This window comes from Amycolatopsis mongoliensis (assembly GCF_030285665.1).
Classification (GTDB): Bacteria; Actinomycetota; Actinomycetes; order Mycobacteriales; family Pseudonocardiaceae; genus Amycolatopsis; species Amycolatopsis mongoliensis.
The window spans coordinates 2040999-2065662 of the sequence record NZ_CP127295.1 but is presented as its reverse complement, the minus strand read 5'-3'; the positions used below and the strand labels follow the sequence as shown (position 1 = coordinate 2065662).

Here is a 24664-nt window from a genome sequence, read left to right as displayed (position 1 = left end):
TTGAACGGGACGACCCGGCAACCGTATCTTTTCCGCCCGCCGCCCCGCGACTCCCTACAGGCGGTATGTGACCAGCAGACCTGCCAAACTGGCTTCCCGCCGTTCACCTCCGAGTGATTGAGTGACGTATGACGTCGACCAGCACCGTGGACTACCAGCGCACCGACGGCCGCGCTCTGCGCCTGACCTTCTCGGAACCCGAAGGCGCGCTACGCGGCGGTCTGGTGGTGCTGCACGAAGCGGACGGGGTCACCGACGGCGTGAAGCTGCTGCTCGCCAGCCTCGCCGTCGAGGGCTGGCTGACCGTCACGCCGCATCTCGAAAACGCGGAGCTGACGCAGCGGGACCTGCTCGACGCGACGGACATCACCCTCGCCTGGCTCGTCGAACGCGGCGTCCAGGCCGACCTGCTCGGCGTCATGGGCTTCGACCTGGGTGGTACCGCGGCGCTCGTCGTCGCCTCGCACCGCAGGCTGGGGGCCGCTGTCAGCGTCGGCGGCCAGCAGGCCGCCGAACTGCCCGCGCTGGTCGAGATCGCCGGCAAGCTCACCAGCCCGTGGCTCGGCATGTACGGCGACGCCGGCGACGAGGCGGGCGGTGCCGACGTCGAGCGGCTGCGCGACGCCGCGGCGTCGGCGAAGGTCGCTACGAACGTCGTCCACTACCCGGGTGCGAACCACCGGTTCGACGCCGACCCGGGTGCGGCCGCCGAGGCCTGGCAGCGGACGCTCAACTGGTTCGACGCCCACCTGCGCTAGGGGATTCCGCGCGCCGTCACATCCGGATCCGAAGGATTACGCTCGTGACGTGACGCACACCGCCGACGCCCCCGAAGTGCTCTGGCGCCCTGAGCCGAGCCACGTTGCCGACACCAAGATCGAAGCCTTCCGCCAGTGGCTGCGCGCCGAACGCGGCGTCGAGGTGGACGACTACCACTCGCTCTGGGAGTTCTCGGTCGAGCGCGGTCCGGACTTCTGGACGGCGGTCGCGGACTTCCTCGGCGTCCGCTGGCACGACCAGCCGGGTGCGGTGCTCTCCGGCGAGATGCCCGACGCCGTCTGGTTCGAGGGCGCCACGCTGAACTACGCCGAGCACGCGCTCACCCCCGGCGTCGCGGGCGCCGCGAAGGGTGACGACGAGACGGCGGTGATCTTCCACCGCGAAGACGGCTTCGCGGACCACCTGACCTACGGCGAGCTTCGCGCGCAGGTCGCCGCCGCGCGGGCGGGGCTGCTCGAGCTGGGCGTCGGCAAGGGCGACCGCGTCGTCGCACTGGCCCCGAACTGCCCGCAGACGCTGGTCGCGTTCCTCGCCGCGGCGAGCATCGGGGCGATCTGGTCGTCGTGCTCGCCGGACTTCGGCGTCCGCGCGGTCGCGGACCGCTTCGTGCAAATCGAGCCGAAGGTGCTCTTCGCGGTCAACGCCTACGCGTACAACGGCCGCCGGTTCGACATCCGGACGACGCTCGCCGACCTGCAGGCGAAGCTGCCGTCGCTGGCCGCGACCGTGCTCGTCCAGTACGTCGGCGAAGGCCGGATGGACGGCGCGCTCGACTGGGCCGAACTGCTCGCGAAGCACGAGGGCGCGCCGCTGCTGTTCGAGCCGGTCGAGTTCGCGCACCCGCTGTGGGTGCTCTACTCGTCGGGCACCACCGGCCTGCCCAAGGGCATCGTGCACGGCCACGGCGGCATCACGCTGGAGCACCTGAAGGCCCTCGCGCTGCAGACCGACCTCGGTCCGGGCGACCGGTTCTTCTGGTTCAGCACCACCGGCTGGATGATGTGGAACTTCCTCATCTCCGGCCTGCTGGTCGGCACGACGATCGTGCTCTACGACGGCAGCCCCGGTTACCCGGACCTCAACGCGCTCTGGCACCTGGCCGAGCAGCACCGCGTCACGTACTTCGGGACGTCGGCGCCGTTCATCCAGAGCTGCCTGAAGGCGGGCATCAAGCCCGCCGAGCGCTACGACCTGACGGCGTTGCGCGCGCTCGGCTCGACCGGGGCGCCGCTGAGCGTCGAGGGCTTCCGGTGGATCGTGGACGAGGTCGGGAGGAAGGTGCAGATCTGCTCGGTCTCCGGCGGCACGGACCTGTGCGCGGCGTTCGTCGCGTCGGCGCCCGACGTGCCGGTCTGGCTGGGGGAGCTGTCCTGCCCGGCGCTGGGCGCCGCGGTCAACGCGTTCGACGAGGCCGGCAACGCAGTCGTCGAGCAGGTCGGCGAGCTGGTCATCACCAAGCCGATGCCGTCGATGCCGGTGTTCTTCTGGAACGACCCCGACGGCTCGCGCCTGCGTGAGGCCTACTTCGAGATGTACCCGGGGAGGTGGCGCCACGGCGACTGGATCCGGGTCACCGGCCGCGGCTCGGCGGTGATCTACGGCCGCAGCGACTCGACGCTCAACCGCGGCGGCGTCCGGATGGGCACGGCGGAGTTCTACCGGGTCGTCGAGGGCTACGACGAGGTCGTGGATTCCCTGGTCGTGGACACTTCGGCGGCCGGGAACGAGGACGGGCAGCTGATCTGTTTCGTGGTGCTCGCCGACGGCGTCGAGCTCGAAGACGTCGAGCCCCGGCTGAAGAAGGAGCTCCGTAGCGCACTGTCACCCCGGCATGTACCCGATCGGTTCGTAGTGGTTCAGGAGATTCCTCGTACCTTGAACGGTAAGAAGTGTGAGGTACCGGTGAAGAAGATCCTCGCCGGTGTGGCTCCTGACCGGGCCGTCAGCCGCGACGCGCTGGCGAACCCCGCGGCGCTGACGCCGTTCGTGGAGCTCGCCGGAGGGTAGATGGGGGAAGCATGATCGTCCACAACGGGTTGCACAGGTGGTGACGGGGACACGCGCGCAGACCACCTGGCGGGTGGCGGGAGCCACCACCGTGGGGGTGATCACCTGGGTGACCCGGCTGGCGGGACTGATGACGCTCGTGTCGGTCCTGGTGCCCGCCGGGCGCCGGAACCTGCGCGGGCACCTGTCGGAGTGGCTCGAGCTGCCGCAGGAGGCGACGGTCGCCGCGGCGACCGTCGCGCTGGTCACGGGCGTGCTGCTCGTGCTGCTGGCCGCGGGCCTGCGCCGCCGCAAGCGCCGCGCCTGGCAGCTGGCGATCGGCGCGACGGTGCTGCTCACGGTGTCGCACATCGGGCTCCGGCACGTCTTCGGCGCCGGGCTGGTCTCGGTCGTGCTGCTGGTGGGCCTGATCGCGAGCCGGCGCTACTTCGTCGCGAAGCCGGACCCGGTGGTCGGGCGCTGGCGCGCGGTGCGCGTGTTCCTGCAGCTGGCGCTGGCCGGGTTCGTGATCAACGTCATCCTGCTGTCCGTGGCGTCCCGGGCGGTGCTGGAGCCGATGAGCTTCCCGGACCGGCTGGCGGAGTCCGCGCTCGCGCTGGTCGGGGCCAGCGGGCCCGCCGTGTTCCACCAGATGTGGCTGGAGGACATGACCGCGGCCGTCGGCCTGCTGTTCGGGCTCGCCGCGATCCTGGTCTCGGCGTACTTCCTGCTGCGCTCGGCCGAGCCGGCGCCCCGGCTGTCCGACGACGAGGTCGCGCGCCTGCGCAAGCTGCTGGACGAGCACGGCGAGCGGGACTCGCTCGGCTACTTCGCGCTGCGGCGGGACAAGTTCGCGGTGTTCTCGAAGACGGGCAAGGCCGCGGTCACCTACCGCGTGATCGCCGGGGTCGCGCTGTGCTCGGCCGACCCGCTCGGCGACCACGAGGCGTGGCCGGGTGCGATCGAGGAGTACCTGGAGGTCTGCCGCCGCAACGGCTGGGTTCCCGCGGCGATGGGTGTCTCGGAACTCGGCGCGACGGTCTGGGCCCGGTTCGGCCTGGAGGTCCTGGAGATCGGCGACGAAGCGGTCGTCGACGCCGAAGGGTTCACCTTGGACGGACGCGTCATGCGCGGCGTCCGCCAGGCCGCGGCCCGCACGAAGCGCGCGGGTTACAAGGTGCTGGTCCGCCGGGCCGAGGACCTGCGTCCCGGGGAACTCGCCGAGCTGGTGACGCTGGCCGCGAACTGGCGCGGCACGGACACCGAGCGCGGGTTCTCGATGGCGCTGGGCCGCATGGGCGACGCGGGTTCGGTGCTGGTGACGGCCGAGCAGGGCGGGCGGGTGCGCGGCGTGCTCCAGTTCGTGCCGTGGGGCGAGAAGGGGTTGTCGCTGGACGTCATGCGCCGCGACCGCACGGCCGACAACGGCGTCAACGAGCTGATGATTTCCGAGCTCCTGCTGGCGGCGGGGCGGCACGGCGTCGAGCAGGTGTCGCTCAACTTCGCCGCGTTCCGGGCGCTGATGGAACAGGGCCAGCGCATCGGCGCGGGCCCGGTGGCCAAGACGGCGGCGAAGGTGCTCCACTTCTTTTCGCGCTGGATCCAGATCGAGACGCTGTACAAGTTCAACGCGAAGTTCCAGCCCCGCTGGGTGCCCCGCTATCTGGTGTACCCGGGCGTCCGCGAACTGCCCCGCGTGGGCATCGCGACGTTCGAGGCGGAAGGCCTCGGCGGACGCTCTCCGCGCCTGCTCAGGCTGCTGCAGCGGGCGTGAGGGGGGTGCTGTCGGAGGGTGATCGGGGGGTGTGTAACCTATCTGAGCAGTGGTCGTTGGGCCCAGGAGGCTTCGCCTAGTCTGGTCTATGGCGCCGCACTGCTAATGCGGTTGGGGGTAACCCCCCCTCCCGGGTTCAAATCCCGGAGCCTCCGCTGGTACCCGGTTCGCCGGGTGCTAGGTTAGAGAACAACTGAACACGCGCCCGTAGCTCAGCTGGATAGAGCATCTGACTACGGATCAGAAGGTCAGGGGTTCGAATCCCTTCGGGCGCACGTCTGGTTGAGACAGCAAAGAAGCCCCCTCTCGCGAGGGGGCTTCTTTCTTTGTGTCACCACTAAGCCGTTCGGCCCCTTCGCGCGTGATCACCTCGATGTCGAGGACGAGGGGAACACGCACATGAAACGCATCATCATCTCGAGCCTGGTCGTGCTGTTCGGGATCGCCGCGATCGCCGGTGGGTTCAGCAAGCTCGGCGACTCGACCGTCCGCTGTGGCGGGCGGATCATGCAGTCCGGCGACGAGTGTGTGAGCTCCTCTTCGACGGGTGCGGAGACCGGCCGCAAGTCGGTCGACGAGCAGCAGAGCTCCGACAAGGCCGGGACGTGGGCCGCGATGGGGGGCGGGGCGCTCATCGTCGTCTTCGGGGCCAAGAGCCTGTGGACCGGGATCCGGAACCGGCGGAAGAAGCCCGGCGAGGGGACGCCGGCGGCGGCCGGGCAGGCCGGGCCCGGGTGGAACCAGCCGCAGCAGACCGGGTACCAGCCGCAGCAGGCGGCGTGGAACCAGCCGCAGGGGCCTGGGGGATACCAGCCGCAGCAGCCCGCGACCGGGAACCAGCAGTGGAGCCAGCCTCAGCAGGCCGGGCCCGCGGGCAACCAGCCGCAGCAGCAGTACCCGCCGCATCCCGGCTGGGGACCGCCCCCGCAGCACTGATCCGAACCACCCGCAGCCGAGCCCGGTACCCGCCGGGCTCGGCTGCTTTGCGTAACTGGACTGGACCAGTGAACACGCCAACGTCTCAGCTGGTCACCCGCCGTTCAGCACTCTCCGTGGTTGTTCTTCCTTAATTGGTCTGGACCACGTAACGTCTTCGCAAACGGCGCAAAACACCGCCCCGGTCCCCGCCTGGTGGTACCGCCGTCCCCGCACCTGGTTCAAGGGAGAGCGATGTCCAGAAAGAGATGGCACCTCCTCGGTCTGTTCACCGCGGTCGGCGCGATCGCGGTCGGTCTCGTGACCGTGCCGGCGAGCGCCGCCGGCGGTGTCAGCGCCGGCTTCACGAAGGGCTCCGACTGGGGCACCGGCTACGAAGGCAAGTACACGATCACCAACGGCTCCGGCTCGACGCTGCCCGCCTGGACGGTCGAGTTCGACCTCCCGTCCGGCGCGAAGATCGCCTCCCTCTGGGACGGCAGCTACACCGCGGCCGGCCAGCACGTCACCGTCAAGAACACCTGGAACGGCAACGTCGGCAACGGCTCGACCGCGAGCTTCGGCTTCAACGTCGCCTATTCCGGCACCTACGCCGCGCCGTCGAACTGCAAGCTGAACGGTGGCTCCTGCGACGCCGGCGGCGGCACCCCGACCACCACGCCGACGACCCCGACGCAGCCGACCACCACCCCGACGACGCCGACCACGCCGCCGACGACCACCACGCCGCCCCCGCCGGGCGGCCTGAAGAACGTCGGCTACTTCGTGCAGTGGGGTGTCTACGGCCGCAACTACCACGTCAAGAACATCGAGACGTCGGGTTCGGCGAGCAAGCTGACGCACATCAACTACGCGTTCGGCAACGTGACGAACGGCCAGTGCACGGCGAACGACGACCCGTACGCCGACTACCAGAAGACCTACGACGCCGCGGGCAGCGTCGACGGCGTCGCCGACACGTGGGACCAGCCGGTGGCCGGCAACTTCAACCAGCTGCGCAAGCTGAAGAAGCTGCACCCCGGGCTCAAGGTGATCTGGTCGTTCGGCGGCTGGACCTACTCCGGCGGCTTCGGCCAGGCGTCGCAGAACGCGGCCGCGTTCGCGCAGTCCTGCTACAACCTGCTCAAGGACCCGCGCTGGGCGGACATCTGGGACGGCATCGACATCGACTGGGAGTACCCCAACTCGTGCGGCCTGTCCTGTGACACCAGCGGTGCCGCGGCCTACAAGAACCTGATGGGCGCGCTGCGGGCGAAGTTCGGCTCGTCGTTCCTGATCACCTCGGCGATCACGGCCGACGGCAGCAACGGCGGCAAGCTCGACGTCGCCGACTACGGCGGCGCCGCGCAGTACGTCGACTGGTACAACGTGATGACCTACGACTACTTCGGCGCCTGGGCGGCACAGGGTCCGACGGCGCCGCACTCGCCGCTGACCGACTTCGCCGGCATCCCGACGCCGGGCTTCTACTCCGACGCGGCGATCCAGAAGCTGAAGAGCAAGGGTGTCCCGTCGAGCAAGCTGTTGCTGGGCATCGGGTTCTACGGCCGCGGCTGGACCGGCGTCACGCAGTCGACCCCGGGCGGCCCCGCGACCGGCCCCGCGCCGGGCACGTACGAGCAGGGCATCGAGGACTACAAAGTCCTGAAGAACACCTGCCCGTCGACCGGCACCTTCGCCGGCACCGCGTACGCCAAGTGCGGCAGCAACTGGTGGAGCTACGACACCCCGGCGACCATCGGCGGGAAGATGTCCTACGCCAAGCAGCAGGGTCTCGGCGGCGCCTTCTTCTGGGAGCTGACCGGCGACACCACCGGTGGCGAGCTCATCACCGCGATGAAGAACGGCTTGTCATGAGGCGCCGGTGGTTGCCCGCGCTCGGGCTGGCGGCCGCGGCCGCCACGGTCGGCGCGATGTTCGTGATCGCCCCGGCGAACGCGGCGGGCGGCGTGTCCGCGACCTTCACCAAGGGCTCCGACTGGGGCACCGGGTACGAGGGCAAGTACACGATCGCCAACGGCTCGGGCTCGACGTTGCCGACCTGGACCGTGGAGTTCGACCTGCCGAGCGGCGCGAAGATCTCCTCGCTGTGGGACGGCAGCTACACGGCGTCCGGCCAGCACGTCACGGTGAAGAACACCTGGAACGGCAACGTCGGCAACGGCGGTAGCGCGAGCTTCGGCTTCAACGTGGCGTACTCGGGTTCGTACGTCGCGCCGTCGAACTGCAAGCTGAACGGGGGTTCGTGCTCCGCCGGGGGCACACCCCCCACGACGACACCGCCGCCTACGACGACGCCCCCGCCCACGACCACCCCGCCGCCGGGCACCGGCGGCAAGGGCGCGCCGTACCTGTACATGGGCTGGGGCAGCCCGCCCAACCCGCAGACGGTGATGAACGCGACCGGCGTCAAGTGGTTCACCATGGCGTTCGTCAACGCCTCCGGTGGCTGCAATCCGGCGTGGGACAGCAGCCGTCCGCTGTCGGGCAGTGCGGACGCGAACGCGATCGCGCAGATCAAGGCGGCGGGTGGTCAGGTCGTCCCGTCGTTCGGCGGCTGGAGCGGCAACAAGCTCGGCCCGAACTGCTCGACGCCCGCCGCCCTGGCCGGCGCGTACCAGCAGGTGATCAACGCGTACGGGCTGAAGGCGATCGACATCGACATCGAGAACTCCGACGAGTTCGAGAACGAGGCCGTGCAGGACCGGATCCTGAACGCGCTGAAGATCGTCAAGCAGAACAACCCGGGCGTGCAGACGATCCTGACGTTCGGCACGTCGACGACCGGCCCGAACTACTACGGCAACCGGCTCATCGACCAGTCGAAGGCCCTCGGTGCCGGCGTGGACGTGTACACGATCATGCCGTTCGACTTCGGCGGCGGTGCGAACATGTACCAGAGCACGGTGAACGCGGCGAACGGCTTGCGCGACAAGCTGAAGTCGACGTTCGGCTGGAGCGACGCCACGGCGTACAGCCACTTGGGCATCTCGGGCATGAACGGCCTGTCCGACCAGCAGGAGCTGACCGATCTTTCGACGTGGACCCAGATCACGAACTGGGCCAAGGCGAACCACATCGGCAGGCTGGCGTTCTGGTCGGTGAACCGGGATCGTGGGTGTCCCGGCGGTGGTGTGCAGTCGGCCTGCAGCGGCATCACGCAGAACGACTGGGACTTCACGAAGGTGACGGCGGGCTTCTGACGCCGTCGTGAACGAAGGTCTCCTTGCCGGCTCCCCGGGCCGGCAAGGAGACCTTTCTCAATGCCCCACGAAGAAGTGCCAGCCCACCCACCACCAGGCCAGCACGAACGCGATCCGCGCGCTCCGCCGCCGCATCACCACGGCCAGCACGCTCGTCAGCTTCGGGACCCGCTTCGGCCACACGTGGCTCGCCACGCCCAGGCCGATCGCCGCCAGGACGATCAGCCCGAAGCCCAGCTCCGTGACGACCCGGGTGCTCACGACCGCCTCGCCGTGGCCGCCGCGCGCAGCATCGCCAGGCCCGCCGCCAGCCAGCCCGTGATCGCCAGCGCCTGGACGATCCGGCTCGCCAGCAGCGGGTCGACCAGGTCGCTCATCGTCGGGTGGGTCACCGACAGCCCGCCCGCCGCCTGCTCGTAGACGAACGACAGCAGTTCCCACGCGCACCACGAGAGCGCCACCGCCGACCACAGCCACGCCCGGCGCGGCACCGGCCGGTCCACCGGCAGCGACGGGTCGCGCCACTCCGCGAACAGCGCGACCAGTCCGATCGCCGAGATCGCGACCGCCACCGGGACGCTGTCGCGGCCGAACGCCAGCACCAGCAACCCCGCCGCGACCACCGCGAACCCCGGCACCCGGAACGGTTCCGCGAGCTCGAACCCGTCGTCCGCCGAGGGGCGTTCGGTGATCAGGAGCAGCAGCGTGACCGCCAGGAAGATCAGCGCGTCCGCCGGCGCGCCCCGGATCCAGTGCGCGATCGCCGCGAGGGTGAGCGCGATGACCGGCAGGTCGACGGTGAGCGAGCGACTGGGGAAGCCGAGAGCCATGGGGAGCTCCTTCGCGACAGGTCCTTGTCAGTCCTAACGAAGAACGTCGCGGCAGGCCACCGGATTCCGCCCTCAGAGTGTCTTGACGGCGTCCCCGATGGCCTCGTCGAGGATCGAGAGGCCGAGCGAAATCTCCTCTTCGGAAGCCGTCAACGGCGGCGCGATCCGGAACACCCCGCCCATTCCGGGTAGCTGCACGATGTTCATGTGCAGCCCGAGTTCCAGGCAGCGCCGCGTGACGCGCGCGCCCAGCTCGTCCGAGCTGCGCTTGGTCTCGCGGTCGACGACCAGCTCCAGCCCGGCCAGCAGGCCGCGGCCGCGGATGTCGCCGACGACCTCGTGCCGGTGGGCGATGCGCTCGAGGCCGTGGCGCAACAGCGAGCCCAGCCGGAGCGCGCGCTCGTCGAGGCGGTCGCGGGCCAGGACGTCCAGGACGGTGTTGCCGACCGCCGCCGGCAGCGGGTCCGCGACGTGCGTGGTGAAGAACAGGAACCCGCGTTCGTGCGCCTCCTGCTCGATTTCGGCGCTGGTCAGCACCGCCGCGAGGGGGAGCCCGGCGCCGAGCGTCTTCGACAGCGTCAGGATGTCCGGGACGACGCCGTCGCGCTCGAACGCGTACCAGTTCCCGGTGCGGCAGAGCCCGGTCTGGGCCTCGTCGAGGATCAGCAGCATGCCGCGTTCACGGCATTTTTCCCGCAACGCGGCGAAGTAGCCGGGCGGCGGTTCGATGATGCCGCCGGAGCTGAGGATCGGCTCGACGATGCACGCTGCGAGGCTCCCGACGGACTGCGCGTCGATCAGCTCGAAGCCGAAGTCGAGCTGGCGGCGCCAGTCGAGGCGGCCGTCGGCGTCGGTGAAGTCCGGCCGGTACGCGTTGGGCGCCGGGATGGCGAAGTTGCCGGGCGCGGCGGGCCCGTACCCGCGACGGCCGGCGCTGTACGTCGCGCTCGCCGCGGCCTGCGTCATGCCGTGCCACGACCGGGCGAACGAGACGACCTCGTGCTTGCCGGTGACGAGCTTCGCCATGCGGAGGGCGGCTTCGTTGGACTCCGCGCCGGTGGTCAGCAGCAGTGCCTTCTCCAGCGGCGCCGGGAGCGTCTCGGCGAGGCGCCGGGCGAGGTCGACGACCGGGCGGCTCAGCATGCCGCTGAACAGGTGGTCGAGCTTGGCGGCCTGCCGCCGGACGGTGTCGACGATCTCCGGGTGCGAGTGCCCGAGGATCGCGCTCATCTGACCGGAGGTGAAGTCGAGGATGCGGCGGCCGTCTTCGGTGAAGACGAAGCTGCCTTCGGCGTGGTCGATGATCTCGCGGGTGAACGCGCCGGCGCCGGCGTAGCGCACGAGGTGCCGGTCTGCGTCGGCCCAGAAGGCTTCGGACGTGGACAGTGCGGAGGTCGGAGCAGCCATGCTTCGACGGTAAGGCCGCACCGAGCGACACGTCCATCTCACGATTCCGGCTTTCTTGTTCGGTTCTTCCGCACAAGAATGGGGTGATGCTGAACCCGTGGCGCCTGCGGCTGCTGAGCCGGCTCGACACGCTGGGGACGGTCCGCGCGGTGGCGCAGGACGCGAACCTGAGCGCGTCGAGCGTGTCGCAGCAGCTGGCCGTGCTCGAAGCGGAGACCCGCACCCAGCTGCTGGAACGCACCGGCCGCCGGGTCCGCCTGACCCCGGCCGGGCTGATGCTGGCGCGGCGCGCGCGGGCGATCCTCGACCACATGGACACGGTCGAGGCGGAGCTGCGCAGCCTCGGCGAGGAGCCGGTCGGCCAGGTCCGGCTCGGAGCGTTCCAGAGCGCGATCCACACGATGGCGGTCCCGGCGGTGACGCGGCTCGCGGGCGCGTACCCGCACCTGGAGGTCGAGCTGCTGGAGCTGGAGCCCCACGAGAGCATCCCGGCCCTGCGCGGCGGCGACGCGGACGTGATCATCACGACGACCGACTTCGTGCAGCTGCCGCTGGGCCCCGACCTCGACATCGTCCCGCTGGCAACGGACCCGATCGTGCTGGTGACACCCCCGGGCGGCCCGCGCGGGCCGGCCTCGCTGTCCGCCTTCGCGGACGAGCCGTGGGCACTGGACGTCCCGCAGTCGTACATGGCGAACCTGACGCTGCGGTTGTGTCGTGAGTCGGGCTTCGAACCTCGGGTGGTGTGCCGGTTCAGCAATTACCTGATGACGTTGCAGCACGTGGAAGCCGGGCTGTCGATCGCGCTGCTGCCGGAGCTGGCGGTGGACCGCCGGTACCGGGTGGCGACGCGCGAGCTGGCATCCCCGGTGACGCGCACGATCGCGGCGGTGGTCCGCCGGGGGACGCCGTTGCGGGCGGGGGTGAACGTGGTGCTGGACGCTCTGCGGCAGCCGCCGGACCTCCCGGCACTGGCCGCGTGGGTCGACCGGAGCGCAGACTGATCGGGTGCGCGTGGCGATCAGTGTCACCGGAGTGGTCCAGGGCGTCGGGTTCCGGCCTTTCGTCCACCAGCTCGCGCCCAGGTTCGGGCTCGCCGGGTTCGTCGGGAACGACGTGCACGGCGTCTTCATCGAGGCCGAAGGTCCGGAAGCCCGGGTGGAAGCCTTCGTCGAAGCACTCAGGGACCAGGCGCCGCCGCTGGCGGTCGTCGATCGGGTCGAGACCCGGGAGATTCCGCCCGACGGGGATGTCGGGTTCCGGATCGTCGCCAGCCCGGCCGGCGGGGCCGCCGACACGCTGATCTCCGCCGATTCCGCCACCTGTGACGACTGCCTTCGCGAACTCCGGGACCCCGGCGACCGGCGGTTCCGGTACCCCTTCGTCAACTGCACCAACTGCGGCCCGCGGTTCACCATCGTCAAGGGCGTGCCCTACGACCGGCCGCTCACCACCATGGCCGCCTTCGGGATGTGTGCCGAGTGCAAGCAGGAATACGAGGATCCGGCCGATCGGCGGTTCCACGCCCAGCCCGTCTGCTGCCCGGCCTGCGGGCCCGCGCTGCGGTTCGAGCCCGGTGGCGGGGAGCCGATCCCGGCGACCGTCGAAGCCCTGCGCGCGGGGCAGGTCGTCGCGATCAAGGGGATCGGCGGCTACCACCTCGCCGTCGGTGCCCGGCACCAGGAGGCCGCGCGCCGGCTTCGGCAGCGCAAGCACCGGGAGGACAAGCCGTTCGCCGTCATGGTCGCCGATCTGAGGCAGGCCCGGGAACTCGCCGAAGTGGACGACGCCGCCGAGCGGGCGCTGACCGGCCGGCGACGGCCCATCGTGCTGCTGCCGAAGAAGGCGGATCTCGCGGACGCCGTCGCGCCCGGGAACCGCCGGATCGGGCTCATGCTGCCCTACACCCCGCTGCACCACCTGCTGCTGGAGAGCACCGGGCCGATCGTGCTGACCAGCGCCAACGTCTCCGACGAGCCCATCGTCTACCTCGACGAGGACCTGGGCCGCCTCGAGGACATCGCCGACGCCTTCCTCGTCCACGACCGGCCCATCCACGTCCGCACCGACGACTCCGTGGTGCGGATCGTCCGGCAGGAACCCCAGCTGCAACGGCGTTCGCGCGGCTACGCGCCCGAGCCCGTGACGCTGCGCAGACCCGCGAAGCAGCACCTCCTGGGCTGCGGCGCCGAACTCAAGAACACGTTCTGCCTCGCCAAGGGCCGCCACGCCTTCGTCTCGCACCACATCGGCGACCTCGAGAACTACGAGACGCTGAAGGCGTTCACCGAGGGCATCGAGCACTTCAAGCACCTCTTCGACGTCGACCCGGTGCTCGTCGCGCACGACCTGCACCCCGAGTACCTGTCCACGAAATACGCGCTCGAGCAGGACGTCGAGCTGCTCGGCGTCCAGCACCACCACGCCCACATCGCCGCGTGCCTGGCCGACAACGGCGAGGACGGCCCGGTCCTCGGCGTCGCCTTCGACGGCACCGGCTTCGGCCCCGACGGCACCATCTGGGGCGGGGAGTTCCTCCTCGCCGACCTCGCCGGCTACCAGCGGCTGAGCCACCTCCGGCCGGTAGCCATGCCCGGCGGCGTCATGGCCATCAAGCAGCCTTGGCGGATGGCCGCGTCCTATGTGGACGAACTCGGCCGGCCGGCGCGGGAAGACGTCGTGAAGCTCAAGCGCAGCGGCATCAACTCACCGCTGACGTCCAGCGCCGGACGGCTCTTCGACGCCGCGGCCGCGCTGCTCGGCGTCCGCGACAGCATCACCTACGAAGGTCAGGCCGCCATCGAGCTGGAACAGCTGGCCGATCCCGCCGAGAAGTCCGCCTACCGGGCACGCGTCGACGACGTCGTCCACGGCGAAGACCTTATCGCCGCCCTCCTGGACGACACGGGCACCCGGGCGAAGAGAGCCGCCCGCTTCCACAACGGCGTCGCCGACGCGATCGTGCGGACCTGCGACCGCTTCCGCGACCACAGCACCACCGTCGCGCTCTCCGGCGGGGTCTTCCAGAACGTCCTGCTGCTCGACCGGACCGTCGAAAACCTCGAGCACGCGGGGTTCCGCGTGCTCACCCACCGGACCGTGCCCACCAACGACGGCGGGATCAGTTTCGGTCAGGTCGCCGTAGCCAGTCGTACCAGTCCTGAAGGCCGTCGCCGCGAGTCACGCTGAGCGGCAGGATCGACGCCGAAGGGTTGACCCGCCGCGTGTCCCGCTCGAACTCGGCGACGTCGAAGTCGACGTAGGGCAGCAGGTCGACCTTGTTCAGCAGCACGAGGTCGGTCGCGGCGAACATGTGCGGGTACTTCAACGGCTTCCCGGGTCCCTCGGTCACCGACAGGACCACGACCCGCGCCGCCTCGCCGAGGTCGAACAACGCCGGGCAGACCAGGTTGCCGACGTTCTCGATGAACAGCGTCGAGCCGGGCGCGGGCGACAGCGAATGCAGCGCCCGGTGCAGCATCGACGCGTCGAGGTGGCAGCCGGCACCGGTGTTGATCTGCACCACCGGTGCGCCCGTGGCCTTGATCCGCTCGGCGTCGAGCAGGGTCTCCTGGTCGCCCTCGATCACCGCGCAGGGCACGTCGAGGTCCCGGATGGTCCGCTCCAGCAGCGTCGTCTTGCCGGCGCCGGGCGAGCTCATCAGGTTGATCGCGAAGACGTCCGACTCGCGCAGGTGCGCGCGGTTGTGCGCCGCGAGTTCGTCGTTCTTCGCCAGGATGTCCTGTTCCAGCACCACCGTGTGCGTGTGGTCGGTGATCCGCACCTCGGAATCCGAACAGCCGCACGTGTCGCACATGTCAGACCACCTCCACCGATGTGATGCGCAGTTCGCGTCCGGTCAGCACCTCGGCGTTGGCGCTGCCGCAGGGACACAGGACGATGAAGTCGTCGAGGGCGAACTCCTCGCCGCAGTCGTGGCAGCGGGCGCGGCCCGGCGGCTCGGCGATGTCCAGCCGGGCGCCTTCGAGGGAAGTGCCCGTGCACAGCACGTCGAAGCAGAAGCGGACGCTGTCCGGCACCACGCCGGACAGCCGCCCGATCTCCAGCTGCACGCTCGTCACCGTCGCGTCGCCCAGCTTGGCGACGATCGCGTCGACGACCGACTGCGTGATCGACATTTCGTGCATTCAGCAGATCCTCGGCAGCGGGTCCCCGACCAGCAGGTCCACGATCCGGGTGCCGCCGAACGCGGTGTTCAGCAGCACGATCCCCGGCGGGTCGTCGGCGATTCGCCCGATCACCGCCGCGTCCGCGCCGAGCGGGTTCGCGCGCAACGCGGCCAGCGCGTCCGAGGCCTGGGCGCCGTCGACGACGACCACGATCCGGCCTTCGCAGGCGACGTACAGCGGGTCGATGCCCAGCAGCTCCGACGCGCCGCGGACCTCGTCGCGGACCGGGATGGCGTTTTCGTCGACGACCACGGCGACCTCCGCGGCCTTCGCGATCTCGTTGAGGATCGTCGCGACGCCGCCGCGGGTCGCGTCGCGCATCGCGCGCACGCCGGGCACCGCGGCCAGCAGGCCCGCCACCAGGTCGTGCACCGGTGCGGTGTCGGACTCGAGGTCGGCGTCGATGTCCAGCTCGCCACGGGCCAGCATGATCGTGACGCCGTGGTCGCCGATCGGCCCGGAGACGAGGACGGCGTCTCCGGGCTTCACGGTGGCGACGCCGAGGCCGGTGCGGGTGAGCACGCCGACCCCGGCGGTGTTGAGGTAGACCCCGTCGGCCTTGCCGCGCTGCACGACCTTCGTGTCGCCGGTGACGATCTGGACGCCGGCCGCTTCGGCGGCCGTCTTCATCGACTCGACGATCTTCAGCAGGTCCTCGACGGGAAAGCCCTCCTCGAGGATGAACCCGGCGGTCAGGTACAGCGGCCGCGCGCCGGAGACGGCGAGGTCGTTCACCGTGCCGTTGACCGCCAGGTCGCCGATGTTCCCGCCGGGGAAGAACAGCGGCGAGACGACGTAGGAGTCCGTCGTCAGGGCCAGCCGGGCGTCGCCGATGGTCAGCGACGCCGCGTCCTCCAGCGGCTCGAGCAGCGGGTTGCGGAACGCGTCGAGGAACACGGCCTCGATGAGCGTGTGCGTCGACTTGCCGCCTGCGCCGTGGGACAGCGTGATGCGCTCTTCACGCACCTTCGCGCGCCGGCGCCGGGCCCGCTCGATGCGGTCGAGGACCTGCTGCTCGCGCTCGGTGGTCGTCATGCGCGGCTCGCCTCCCGGACGCGCTGGCGGCTGAACCGGCCGAAGTTGTAGTACGCCGCGCAGGCGCCTTCGGGCGAGACCATGCAGGTGCCGATCGGCGTCTCCGGGGTGCACGCGGTGCCGAACACCTTGCACTCCCACGGCTTCAGCACGCCCTTGAGCACCTCGCCGCACTGGCACGCCTTGGGGTCGGCGACGCGCACCCCGGGGATCTCGAAGATCCGCTCGGCGTCGAACTTCGCGTACTTCTCGCGGATCGCCATCGCCGAGTGCGTGATGAACCCGAGGCCGCGCCACTCGAAGTAGGGTCGCAGCTCCATCACCTCGTTGATCGCCTTCAGCGCCACGAGGTTGCCGTTCCACGGCACGACCCGCGAGTACTGGTTCTCGACCTCGGCCCGCTTCTCCGACAGCTGCAGCATCAGCAGGTAGATCGACTGCAGGATGTCCAGGGGCTCGAACCCGGCGACCACGACGGGCTTGCCGTAGTCGCGGGCGATGAACTCGTACGGACGGCAGCCGATCACCGTGGAGACGTGCCCCGGCCCGATGAAGCCGTCGAGCCGCAGGTCGGGGGAGTCGAGGATGGCCTTGATCGCCGGGATGATCGTGACGTGGTTGCCGAACACCGAGAAGTTCTCGATGCCGTCGGCGGCCGCGCGCAGCAGCGTCATCGCGGTGGACGGCGTGGTCGTCTCGAACCCGATGGCCATGAACACGACGCGCAGGTCCGGGTTCTGCCGCGCGATCTTCAGCGAGTCGAGCGGCGAATACACCATGCGGATGTTGGTGCCCTCGGCGTTGGAGTCGAAGAAGTTCCCGCCGGAGCCGGGCACGCGCATCATGTCCCCGAACGACGTCATGAGCACGCCGGGCTGCCGGGCGATGTGGATGGCGTCGTCGATCCGGCCCATCGGGATCACGCACACCGGGCAGCCCGGGCCGTGCACCAGCGTGATGCTCTCGGGCAGGTAGTCCTCGAGGCCGTGCTTGTAGATGGTGTGCGTGTGCCCGCCGCAGACCTCCATGAACTTGTAGTGGCGGCCCGGCTCGCACAACGACGTGATCTTCGCGGACAGCGCCCGCGCTTTCTCCGCGTCGCGGAACTCGTCGACGAAGCGCATGACGACTCCTCTATTCGATCCTGGACTCCAGGAGGGCGGCCATTTCGTCCTCGTAAGCCTTGCCGATGCTCTCGAGGAACTCCAGGGCGGCCGCCGCCTCCTGTTCGTCTATTTTGGACAGTGCGAAGCCGACGTGGATCAGGATCCAGTCGCCCGGCACCGGTGGGTCGTCCTCCAGCAGGCCGATGTTGATGGTGCGCTTGACACCGCTCACGGACACCTTTGCGAGGTCCGGTCGCTCCTCGCTGATTTCGATGATCTCGCCGGGGATCCCGAGGCACACGGCCGTTACATCCTGCTCATCTCGAGGTACCGCCGGATATCGGGCCCGAACTGCTTGGCGAGCCAGGTGGCCCCGCCGAGCAGCACGGCCAGCAGCAGCAGACGCTTCATGTCAGACCTCCGTCTTCTCCTTGAGGGGCAGTTCGGGACTGGTTCCCCAGGCGAGCTCGGTGACGGCGCGGACCGCGGCCGGCACCGCGGCCTCGACCGCCGGCGACAGCCCGATCCCTTCGTCGAGGCAGGCCGGTTCGCACCCGACGATCAGCACCCGCCCGGCGTCGCCGCCGAGCAAACCCAGCAGCCGGAACACCGCTTCGGGCTGCATGCCGTGCGCGTCGATCGACGCCGAGGCGGCCAGGTCGTCGGTGTCCGCCTCGATGAGCGAGAGCGTGCCGGGCGGCCGTCCGTGCGGTGTCGCGTCGAGCAGGATCGTCGTGTCGTAGCCGCCCATCAGGTCGTAGGCGAGGTGCATGCCCGCGATGCCGTAGTCGGCGATCTGAACCCACTCCGGCAGGTCGGTGCCTTCCAGCTCCTTGATGACTTCGACGCCGAAGCCGTCGTCGCCGAGGAAGATGTTGCCGATTCCGGCGACCAGGACTCGTGGCCTCATTCCGCAACCTCCATGGGCTCGATCTCGTCGGGTGAGAAGTACCGGAACCGGCCGTGCGTGTTCTGCAGGTCGGCGCCCGGGTCGTCGTCGAGGGTGACGGCCACGTGCGTCATGCCGTCCACATCGGACAGCACGGTGCGGACCGTCGCGACCAGGCCGGCGAGGAACATGTCCTGGGCGTCCGCGCCACGCAGGTTCGGCCGCAGCCGCACCTTCGACCCGGCCGTGACGCGGACGCCCCCGACGGTCACCGTCTCGGACTCGGGCTCGCCGGTGACCGACCGCAGGTACCGCACGGTCCCGTGCAGGCGGTCGAGCAGTTCCGGCGGCATCGTGTCGACGCGGTCGACGATGGCCGCCGCGCGCGGGTCGGTGGCCCGGGCCTCGCGCTTCTCCTCGTCGGTCAGCGTCATCGTGCGCAGCGTCAGGATCTCGTCGATCTCGGTGCCGTCGAAGAGTTCTCCGGCGCTTTCGGCGGCGATGGACGGGTTGTCGTAGAGGATGATCGGCGACGCGAGCAGCACCGTGCTGCGGGCGGTGTCGCCGATCAGCACCGGCCACAGCCGTTCCTGCCGGCAGGCTTCGACGGCCGGCTTGGCCCACTCCGGCGGGTCCAGCATGGACAGGAAGTGCCCGGTGTCGACGGCGAGCACCAGGTGCGCGGCGAGCAGCGCGTGGCGAAGGGCGTGCTCGCGGACGCCGTCGGAGCGCCACGACGTCGTGTTGTGCAGGTCCAGCCGCAGCCGGGCGCCGCCGAACGGCCCGTCGAGCGGGTCGACCCGGGCACTGAGGACGCCGGACAGCTCGTGCCTCCGTCGCACGAGCGCGTCTTCGCGCTCTTCGCCGCCGGGCACGCGGAACGGTGTCTCGACCGGGAGGTCCGCAAGCGGCAGCTCGAAGTCGATCTCGTGCTCGACGGCTTCGTCCCACGTGGTGTCCGGGGACAGCCGCGTCTGTGCCTGCAGGAACCGCAGCTTGACGCGCAGGATCGTGTGGGCCATCGGCTCCAGCAGGCACTCGACGCGGGTCGACGCGTGCTCGCCGATCTCGGCCGACGCGTACGACGGCGGCACCAGCACGCCCCACTGCCAGCGCACCCGGTTCTTCCCCGCCGACGCCCGGTACGGGTAGAGGAGGTAGCCCTCGTAGAGCACGGCGTCGCCGACCGCGCGGGCCTGGTCCCCGGCGTTCACGGCCCACCGGCCAGCAGCTGCTCGATCGCGGCTTCCCAGGTCGGGATCGCGTGCTGCGCCTTGTACTTGAGCAGCGCGTCCACCGTGTCCCGCGGCAGCTTGATCCACGCGACGTTCGGGAAGTAGCGGGACATCAGCTCGTCCCAGACGGCCACCGGCATCCGGCACTCGGCCTGCGTGTGCCACGGCACCTGCTCGACCCAGAACCCCGGTCCGCCCTTGCCGAACACGGTGCCGCTGAACAGCAGCACCATCGGCACGACGCCCTCGGACAGCGCGTGGAAGTACTTGCCGGCCGCGACTTCGAGGTCGTAGGTGCACGGCACCTCGGCGTCCACCTCGGTGGCGCCGGTGAACCCCGGCACGGTCACCGAAATCGTCGTGAACTGGAACGGCTTCAGCGTCTCGCCCCACCGGGACCGGTCGCCGAAGAGGTGGGTGAGCAGCTCCGACTCGTCGTCGGCGTACCGGCGGCGCTGCGGCTCGATGCGGATCTGGACGCGCAGCACCATCGCGTGGACGGGCTGCCCGGTCAGCTCGGAGATCCGCAGCTTGAACGCCAGCGTCGGCGACGCGGCGTACTTCAGCGGCCGGACGTCGATGCAGTCGAAGGTCAGCTCAGCCATCCGCCACGACCTCGCTGCGCTCCCGCAGCCGCGCGAAGAACCCGTCGATCGCCTCGTGCGCTTCGGTGCCGCCGTCGAAGCCACGCCACTTCGCGCGGACGAGTCCGACCAGCTCGTAGCAGACGTCGATCGGCACCAGGAAGCACTCGAAGCCGAGGTCGAGCTTGTTCAGCAGCAGGGCTTCGACGTCGTCGGCGATGTCGGCGAACGCCGGCGTGCCCGCCAGCAGCTCGTCCCACGTGCCGAGCGGCAGCAGCGACTCGGTCGCGCCCGCCGGGCTCGGATAGAACGCGACCGGGCGTTCCTGCACCGAATTGCGGAACAGGAACGCCGTCTTCACCGGGATCCCGGCCGACTCCCACAGCGCCATCCCCGGCCCGAACCGCGGAGCGTGCTTGAAGCGCTGCGGCACCGCCCGGTGCCGCTTCCCGCCCGCCCCGCGGTGGGTGAAGAGCAGGTAGCAGCCCCGGCAGGTGCACAGGATCGTCCGGGACTCGAGGTCGATGACGTGCCCGTGCTCCGCGCCGATCGGTTCCGCGCACATCTCGCACCGCTCGCCGGGCGCGGCGCGCGGTGCGGGAGTGCGGAACCTGCGCAGGCCGCCCGTCACGGGACCTCCACGGGACACGGCACCAGCGGCAGCAGCGGCCGCCCGCCGGGCCCGGTCTCTTCCGGCGCGACCCCTTCGACGACGACGTCGGCGATCTCCGGCGCCGCTTCCCGGACCACGCGCTCGATGGCGTACTTCGCGGTGACCGTCGACGACGGGCAGCCGTCGCAGGTGCCCTGCAGCCGCAGCCGCAGGACGCCGTCGTCGATCCCGACGAGTTCGACGTCGCCGGCGTGCGAACCCAGGTACGGCCGGACCTTGTCGAGCGCTTCCGTGACCCGCTCGTGCGTGGACCTCGGGTGCAGGTCGTGCAGCACGAGCAGGCCGCGGATGTGGTCGTCCTCGGCGAGGCGGTCCAGCAGGGCCTGGTCGGCTCCGACGACTTCGACGATCCGGGCCAGGCCGGCGCCGTAGAACTCGAGCAGCGTGTGGACGAGGTCCTCGGCGAGCTCGGCGTCGGCACCGTCGAACTCGCCCAGCAGCTGCTCGATGCGCTCGCCGACCCGGTCGACGTCGGTCATCAGCCGATCTCCCCGCCGAACGCGTGCGGGGTGTGCAGCCGCTCCAGGACCTTGCCCTTGCCGGTGTACATGTGGACGCCGCAGGGCAGGCACGGGTCGAAGCTGCGGACCGCGCGCATGATGTCGATGCCCTTGAAGTTCTCCTGCGTGTTCTCCTCGAAGATCGGCGTGTTCTGCACGGCGTCCTCGTACGGCCCCGGCGTGCCGAAGCTGTCGCGCACGCTGCCGTTCCACGGAGTCGGCGGGTACGGGTGGTAGTTCGCGATCTTGCCGCCCTTGATCACCATGTGGTGCGACAGCACACCGCGGACGGCTTCGGTGAAGCCGCAGCTGACGCCTTCGTCCGGGACCTTGAACGGCTCCCACGTCTTGGTGTTGCCCTTGCGGACCTCACCCAGCGCCTGCTCGCCGAAGTGCAGCGCCATCGCGGCCGAGTACGCCTGGAAGTACGTCCGGGCGCGGTTGCGCTCGAGCGCGTTGCTCCACTGCGGGATCTTCCACTCGAAGGCGACTTCGGGTTTGGTCGCCGTGCGCGGCAGGGTGATCGTGACGCTGTGCCCGGTCGACTTGACGTACGGCGTGTCGACGAGCCCGGCGAGCGCCGTGACCCACAGGCGCGCGATCGGGCCGCCGCCGGTGTCGAGGGCCAGGTGGTCCTTGCCGTCGAACCAGCGCGGCGACATCGTCCACGAGTACTTGCCGTCGAAGTCGCGCTTGGCCGGCCGCGGGATGGTGTGCTGGTTCCACGGGTGCCGCTGGTCGACCGGGTTGCCGAGTGGGTCCTGGGTGACGAACATCGGCTGGTCGGCCCAGTCTTCGTAGAACGAGCTGCCGAGCAGGATCCGGATGCCGAGGTTGATGTCGAGCAGGCTGGTGGTGACCAGCTTGCCGTCGACGACGATGCCGGGCGTCACGAACATCTTGCGGCCCCACGACTCCATGTTCTCGTAGCTGAAGTCGCAGTACTCCGGGTTGTTGAGGCTGCCCCAGCAGCCGAGCAGGATCCGCCGCCGGCCGACCTCTTCGTAGCCGGGCAGGGCCTCGTAGAAGAAGTCGAACAGGTCGTCGTGCATCGGCAGGCAGCGCTTCATGAACTCGACGTAGCGCATCAGCCGGGTCAGGTAGTCGGTGAACAGCTGCACGGTGGCGACCGTGCCGACGCCGCCGGGGTACAGCGTCGACGGGTGGACGTGCCGGCCCTCCATCAGGCAGAACATCTCGCGCGTGCTGCGGCTGACCTGGAGGGCCTCGCGGTAGAACTCGCCTTCCAGGGGGTTGAGCGAGCGCATGATGTCGCCGATGGTCCGGTAGCCGTGGTCACGCGCGTGCGGTGCCTCGGTGCGGTTGGCCAGCTCCAGGACGCCGGGGTTGGTCTCGGCGACCATCTTCTCGCAGTAGTCGACCCCGACCAGGTTCTCCTGGAAGATGTTGTGGTCGAACATGTACTCGGCGGCCTCGCCGAGGTTGAGGATCCACTCGCCGAGGTGCGGCGGGCGGACGCCGTAGGCCATGTTCTGGGCGTACACCGAGCACGTCGCGTGGTTGTCGCCGCAGATCCCGCAGATCCGGCTGGTGATGAAGTGCGCGTCGCGCGGGTCCTTGCCCTTCATGAAGATGCTGTAGCCGCGGAAGACCGACGACGTGCTGTGGCACTCGACGACCCTCTTGGCCGCCCAGTCGATCTTCGTGTAGATCCCGAGGCTGCCGACGATCCGGGTGATCGGATCCCACGCCATTTCGACGAGATCGGTCCTGCCCTTGGTGCTGATGCCCTTGTCGGTCTGCGTCTCCGTCATGTCCCGATCCCTTTCAGCGCCAAGAAGACTGGTAGCCGGTGTCGAGCTTCTTGCCCGTGTGCCGCCACCGGGGCTCCTTGTCGGCCTTGCGCTCGGTGATCTTCCGCAGCCGCCGGATCACCGACCCGTACGCGCCGCTGGCCCACGCCGAGAGGTGCGCCCCCGGCGGCTCGTCCATGAACGGCATGAACCGGTCCGGGAAGCCCGGCATGGTGCAGCCGATGCAGATCCCGCCGACGTTCGGGCAGCCGCCGACGCCGTTGATCCAGCCGCGCTTGGGCACGTTGCACTTGACGACGGGACCCCAGCAGCCCAGCTTCACCAGGCACTTGGGCGAGTCGTAGGTGTCGGCGAACTGGCCCTGTTCGTAGTAGCCGCCGCGATCGCAGCCTTCGTGCACGGTCGCGCCGAAGAGCCACTGCGGCCGCAGGTGGTCGTCGAGCGGGATCATCGGCGCCTGCCCGGCGGCCTGGTAGAGCAGGTAGGTGATGGTCTCGGACAGGTTGTCCGGGTGGGTCGGGCAGCCGGGCACGCAGACGATCGGGATGCCGGCGCCGGACTTCCAGTCCCAGCCCAGGTAGTCGGGCACGCCCATGGCGCCGGTCGGGTTGCCCTCCATCGCGTGGATGCCGCCGTAGGTGGCGCAGGTGCCGACGGCCAGCACGGCGAGCGCCTTCGGGGTCAGGCGGTCCAGCCACTCGCTGGTGGTCATCGGCTGGCCGGTCTCGGGGTTGTTGCCGAACCCGCACCAATAGCCTTCGTCCTTGATCGACTCGTTCGGGATCGAACCCTCGACGACCAGCACGAACGGTTCCAGCTCACCGCGGTCGGCCTTGTAGAACCACTCGATGAAGGTGTCGGCCCCCTTGTCGGGGCCGCACTCGAAGTCGATCAGCGGCCAGTGGACCGCGATCTTGGGCAGGCCGGGCAAAGCGCCGAGGACGATTTCCTCGATGCTCGGTTGCGTGGCGGCCGTCAGCGCGACGGAGTCGCCGTCGCAGGACAGGCCGGCGTTGATCCAGAGGATGTGGATGGGCTGTTCTTCGGTCTCGGTCTTCTCTGCGGCATGCGTCACGGCTGATCAACCCCGAGTTCGTCGAGCGCGCCGAGGGTCAGCTCCCACAGCGCGTGGTAAAGGGTCGTCTGGGCTTCCTGAATGCGGTGCACGGACGGTGACGGGACGACGAAGAGGTGGTCGATGCTGTCCAGCTCGGCCATCTTCCCCCCGTCGTAGCCGGCGATGCCGACGGTCACCATGCCGCGCCGGGCGGCTTCGTCGAAGGCGCGCACCAGGTTCGCGGAGTTCCCGCTGGTGGACAGGCCCACCGCGATGTCGCCGGGCCGCCCGAACGCGCCGATCTGCCGGGCGAACACGACGTCGAACCCGATGTCGTTGGAAAGGGCGGTCACCACGGCGATGTCGTTCGTCAACCCGAAGGCGGGCAACGGCCGGGCGTCGCCCGCCGGGCTCAGGAACAGGCTGGCCAGGTCCTGGGCGTCGGTCGAGCTGCCCCCGTTGCCGAACGCGAGCAGCCGGCCGCCACCGGCGAACGCGCGCGCGACGTCCTGCGCGCAGGCGAACAGGCGCTCGCGGTCGGCCGCGAGCACTTCGGCCCGGAGGGCGACGATCTCGTGCACCTTGTCCACAGTGGACTTCCGGACGTGGTCGAGGACGGCGTCGACGTCGCTGGAACCCGCGTAGAGGAACGGGTACAGCGCTTCGAGACCGTCCGCGTCCACGGGGAACTGTTCCCGCGTCAT

Annotated in this window: 25 protein-coding genes and 2 tRNA genes; 10 read left to right on the top strand and 17 right to left on the bottom strand. The window is 69.9% G+C overall.

Annotation, left to right across the window (positions count from 1 at the left end):
* Positions 1 to 128 precede the first annotated feature (128 nt).
* From QRX60_RS09960 to QRX60_RS09925, 8 genes are all read left to right on the top strand, one after another.
* Complete coding sequence (locus tag QRX60_RS09960) at positions 129 to 758, top strand: dienelactone hydrolase family protein (protein WP_286000479.1); 630 nt, start codon at positions 129 to 131, stop codon at positions 756 to 758.
* A gap of 49 nt (positions 759 to 807) precedes the next feature.
* Complete coding sequence (locus QRX60_RS09955) at positions 808 to 2787, top strand: acetoacetate--CoA ligase (protein ID WP_286000478.1); 1980 nt, start codon at positions 808 to 810, stop codon at positions 2785 to 2787.
* Between the two features lie 37 nt (positions 2788 to 2824).
* Positions 2825 to 4540: a phosphatidylglycerol lysyltransferase domain-containing protein gene (locus tag QRX60_RS09950; RefSeq protein ID WP_286000477.1), complete on the top strand. Its 1716-nt coding sequence runs from the start codon at positions 2825 to 2827 to the stop codon at positions 4538 to 4540.
* A gap of 65 nt (positions 4541 to 4605) precedes the next feature.
* Positions 4606 to 4695, top strand: a tRNA-Ser gene (locus tag QRX60_RS09945).
* A gap of 46 nt (positions 4696 to 4741) precedes the next feature.
* A tRNA-Arg gene (locus tag QRX60_RS09940) sits at positions 4742 to 4815 on the top strand.
* 124 nt (positions 4816 to 4939) lie between these two features.
* Complete coding sequence (locus QRX60_RS09935) at positions 4940 to 5476, top strand: hypothetical protein (protein ID WP_286000476.1); 537 nt, start codon at positions 4940 to 4942, stop codon at positions 5474 to 5476.
* 234 nt (positions 5477 to 5710) lie between these two features.
* Entirely contained in the window at positions 5711 to 7333 is a 1623-nt protein-coding gene (locus QRX60_RS09930; protein ID WP_286000475.1) for a glycosyl hydrolase family 18 protein, read from the top strand.
* Complete coding sequence (locus QRX60_RS09925; protein ID WP_286000474.1) at positions 7330 to 8679, top strand: cellulose binding domain-containing protein; 1350 nt, start codon at positions 7330 to 7332, stop codon at positions 8677 to 8679. Before QRX60_RS09930 ends, QRX60_RS09925 begins: the two co-directional genes overlap by 4 nt.
* Before the next feature lie 57 nt (positions 8680 to 8736).
* On the opposite strand, the gene QRX60_RS09920 is transcribed toward QRX60_RS09925, so the two are convergent.
* From QRX60_RS09920 to QRX60_RS09910, 3 genes are all read right to left on the bottom strand, one after another.
* On the bottom strand, positions 8737 to 8940 hold the full coding sequence (locus QRX60_RS09920) for a DUF6186 family protein (protein WP_286000473.1): 204 nt from the start codon (positions 8938 to 8940) through the stop codon (positions 8737 to 8739).
* Positions 8937 to 9509: a hypothetical protein gene (locus QRX60_RS09915; RefSeq protein ID WP_286000472.1), complete on the bottom strand. Its 573-nt coding sequence runs from the start codon at positions 9507 to 9509 to the stop codon at positions 8937 to 8939. Before QRX60_RS09915 ends, QRX60_RS09920 begins: the two co-directional genes overlap by 4 nt.
* A gap of 72 nt (positions 9510 to 9581) precedes the next feature.
* A complete protein-coding gene (locus QRX60_RS09910) occupies positions 9582 to 10916 on the bottom strand; it encodes an aspartate aminotransferase family protein (RefSeq protein ID WP_286000471.1) in 1335 nt (444 codons plus the stop codon).
* 86 nt (positions 10917 to 11002) lie between these two features.
* On the opposite strand from QRX60_RS09910, the gene QRX60_RS09905 reads away from it, so the two are divergent.
* Positions 11003 to 11920: a LysR family transcriptional regulator gene (locus QRX60_RS09905; RefSeq protein ID WP_286000470.1), complete on the top strand. Its 918-nt coding sequence runs from the start codon at positions 11003 to 11005 to the stop codon at positions 11918 to 11920.
* A gap of 4 nt (positions 11921 to 11924) precedes the next feature.
* Entirely contained in the window at positions 11925 to 14105 is a 2181-nt protein-coding gene (hypF, locus tag QRX60_RS09900; RefSeq protein ID WP_286000469.1) for a carbamoyltransferase HypF, read from the top strand.
* On the opposite strand, the gene hypB is transcribed toward hypF, so the two are convergent.
* From hypB to QRX60_RS09835, 14 genes are read right to left on the bottom strand one after another with little or no spacing between them, the layout of a single operon-like run.
* Positions 14038 to 14733, bottom strand: coding sequence for a hydrogenase nickel incorporation protein HypB (gene hypB / locus QRX60_RS09895; protein ID WP_286000468.1), 696 nt, complete (start codon positions 14731 to 14733; stop codon positions 14038 to 14040). The two genes, hypF and hypB, sit on opposite strands and share 68 nt — an antisense overlap.
* A 1-nt stretch (position 14734) precedes the next feature.
* A complete protein-coding gene (gene hypA, locus QRX60_RS09890) occupies positions 14735 to 15064 on the bottom strand; it encodes a hydrogenase maturation nickel metallochaperone HypA (RefSeq protein WP_286000467.1) in 330 nt (109 codons plus the stop codon).
* Positions 15065 to 16141: a hydrogenase expression/formation protein HypE gene (gene hypE / locus QRX60_RS09885; protein ID WP_286000466.1), complete on the bottom strand. Its 1077-nt coding sequence runs from the start codon at positions 16139 to 16141 to the stop codon at positions 15065 to 15067.
* Positions 16138 to 17265 (bottom strand): hydrogenase formation protein HypD, encoded by a 1128-nt coding sequence (hypD, locus tag QRX60_RS09880; protein ID WP_286000465.1) that lies wholly within the window; start codon positions 17263 to 17265, stop codon positions 16138 to 16140. Before hypD ends, hypE begins: the two co-directional genes overlap by 4 nt.
* Before the next feature lie 10 nt (positions 17266 to 17275).
* Positions 17276 to 17548 carry a HypC/HybG/HupF family hydrogenase formation chaperone gene (locus QRX60_RS09875; RefSeq protein WP_286000464.1) on the bottom strand — a complete coding sequence of 91 codons (273 nt, stop codon included), beginning with the start codon at positions 17546 to 17548 and terminating at the stop codon, positions 17276 to 17278.
* A 5-nt stretch (positions 17549 to 17553) separates the two neighbouring features.
* Positions 17554 to 17658 (bottom strand): DUF6893 family small protein, encoded by a 105-nt coding sequence (locus tag QRX60_RS51570; RefSeq protein WP_408630220.1) that lies wholly within the window; start codon positions 17656 to 17658, stop codon positions 17554 to 17556.
* A gap of 1 nt (position 17659) precedes the next feature.
* Positions 17660 to 18157 (bottom strand): hydrogenase maturation protease, encoded by a 498-nt coding sequence (locus QRX60_RS09870; RefSeq protein ID WP_286000463.1) that lies wholly within the window; start codon positions 18155 to 18157, stop codon positions 17660 to 17662.
* The gene (locus QRX60_RS09865; RefSeq protein WP_286000462.1) at positions 18154 to 19350 is read right to left on the bottom strand and encodes a hypothetical protein; all 1197 of its coding nucleotides are present in this window, start codon (positions 19348 to 19350) and stop codon (positions 18154 to 18156) included. The genes QRX60_RS09870 and QRX60_RS09865 overlap by 4 nt, the downstream gene beginning before the upstream one ends.
* Positions 19347 to 19976, bottom strand: a complete 630-nt coding sequence (locus QRX60_RS09860) for a DUF6084 family protein (protein WP_286000461.1) — start codon at positions 19974 to 19976, stop codon at positions 19347 to 19349. The genes QRX60_RS09865 and QRX60_RS09860 overlap by 4 nt, the downstream gene beginning before the upstream one ends.
* A complete protein-coding gene (locus QRX60_RS09855) occupies positions 19969 to 20586 on the bottom strand; it encodes a DUF5947 family protein (RefSeq protein WP_286000460.1) in 618 nt (205 codons plus the stop codon). Before QRX60_RS09855 ends, QRX60_RS09860 begins: the two co-directional genes overlap by 8 nt.
* On the bottom strand, positions 20583 to 21107 hold the full coding sequence (locus QRX60_RS09850; protein WP_286000459.1) for a NifU family protein: 525 nt from the start codon (positions 21105 to 21107) through the stop codon (positions 20583 to 20585). Before QRX60_RS09850 ends, QRX60_RS09855 begins: the two co-directional genes overlap by 4 nt.
* Positions 21107 to 22903 (bottom strand): nickel-dependent hydrogenase large subunit, encoded by a 1797-nt coding sequence (locus QRX60_RS09845; RefSeq protein WP_286000458.1) that lies wholly within the window; start codon positions 22901 to 22903, stop codon positions 21107 to 21109. The genes QRX60_RS09850 and QRX60_RS09845 overlap by 1 nt, the downstream gene beginning before the upstream one ends.
* A 13-nt stretch (positions 22904 to 22916) precedes the next feature.
* Positions 22917 to 23978: an NADH-quinone oxidoreductase subunit B family protein gene (locus tag QRX60_RS09840; RefSeq protein ID WP_286000457.1), complete on the bottom strand. Its 1062-nt coding sequence runs from the start codon at positions 23976 to 23978 to the stop codon at positions 22917 to 22919.
* A complete protein-coding gene (locus QRX60_RS09835) occupies positions 23975 to 24664 on the bottom strand; it encodes a D-sedoheptulose-7-phosphate isomerase (RefSeq protein ID WP_286000456.1) in 690 nt (229 codons plus the stop codon). The genes QRX60_RS09840 and QRX60_RS09835 overlap by 4 nt, the downstream gene beginning before the upstream one ends.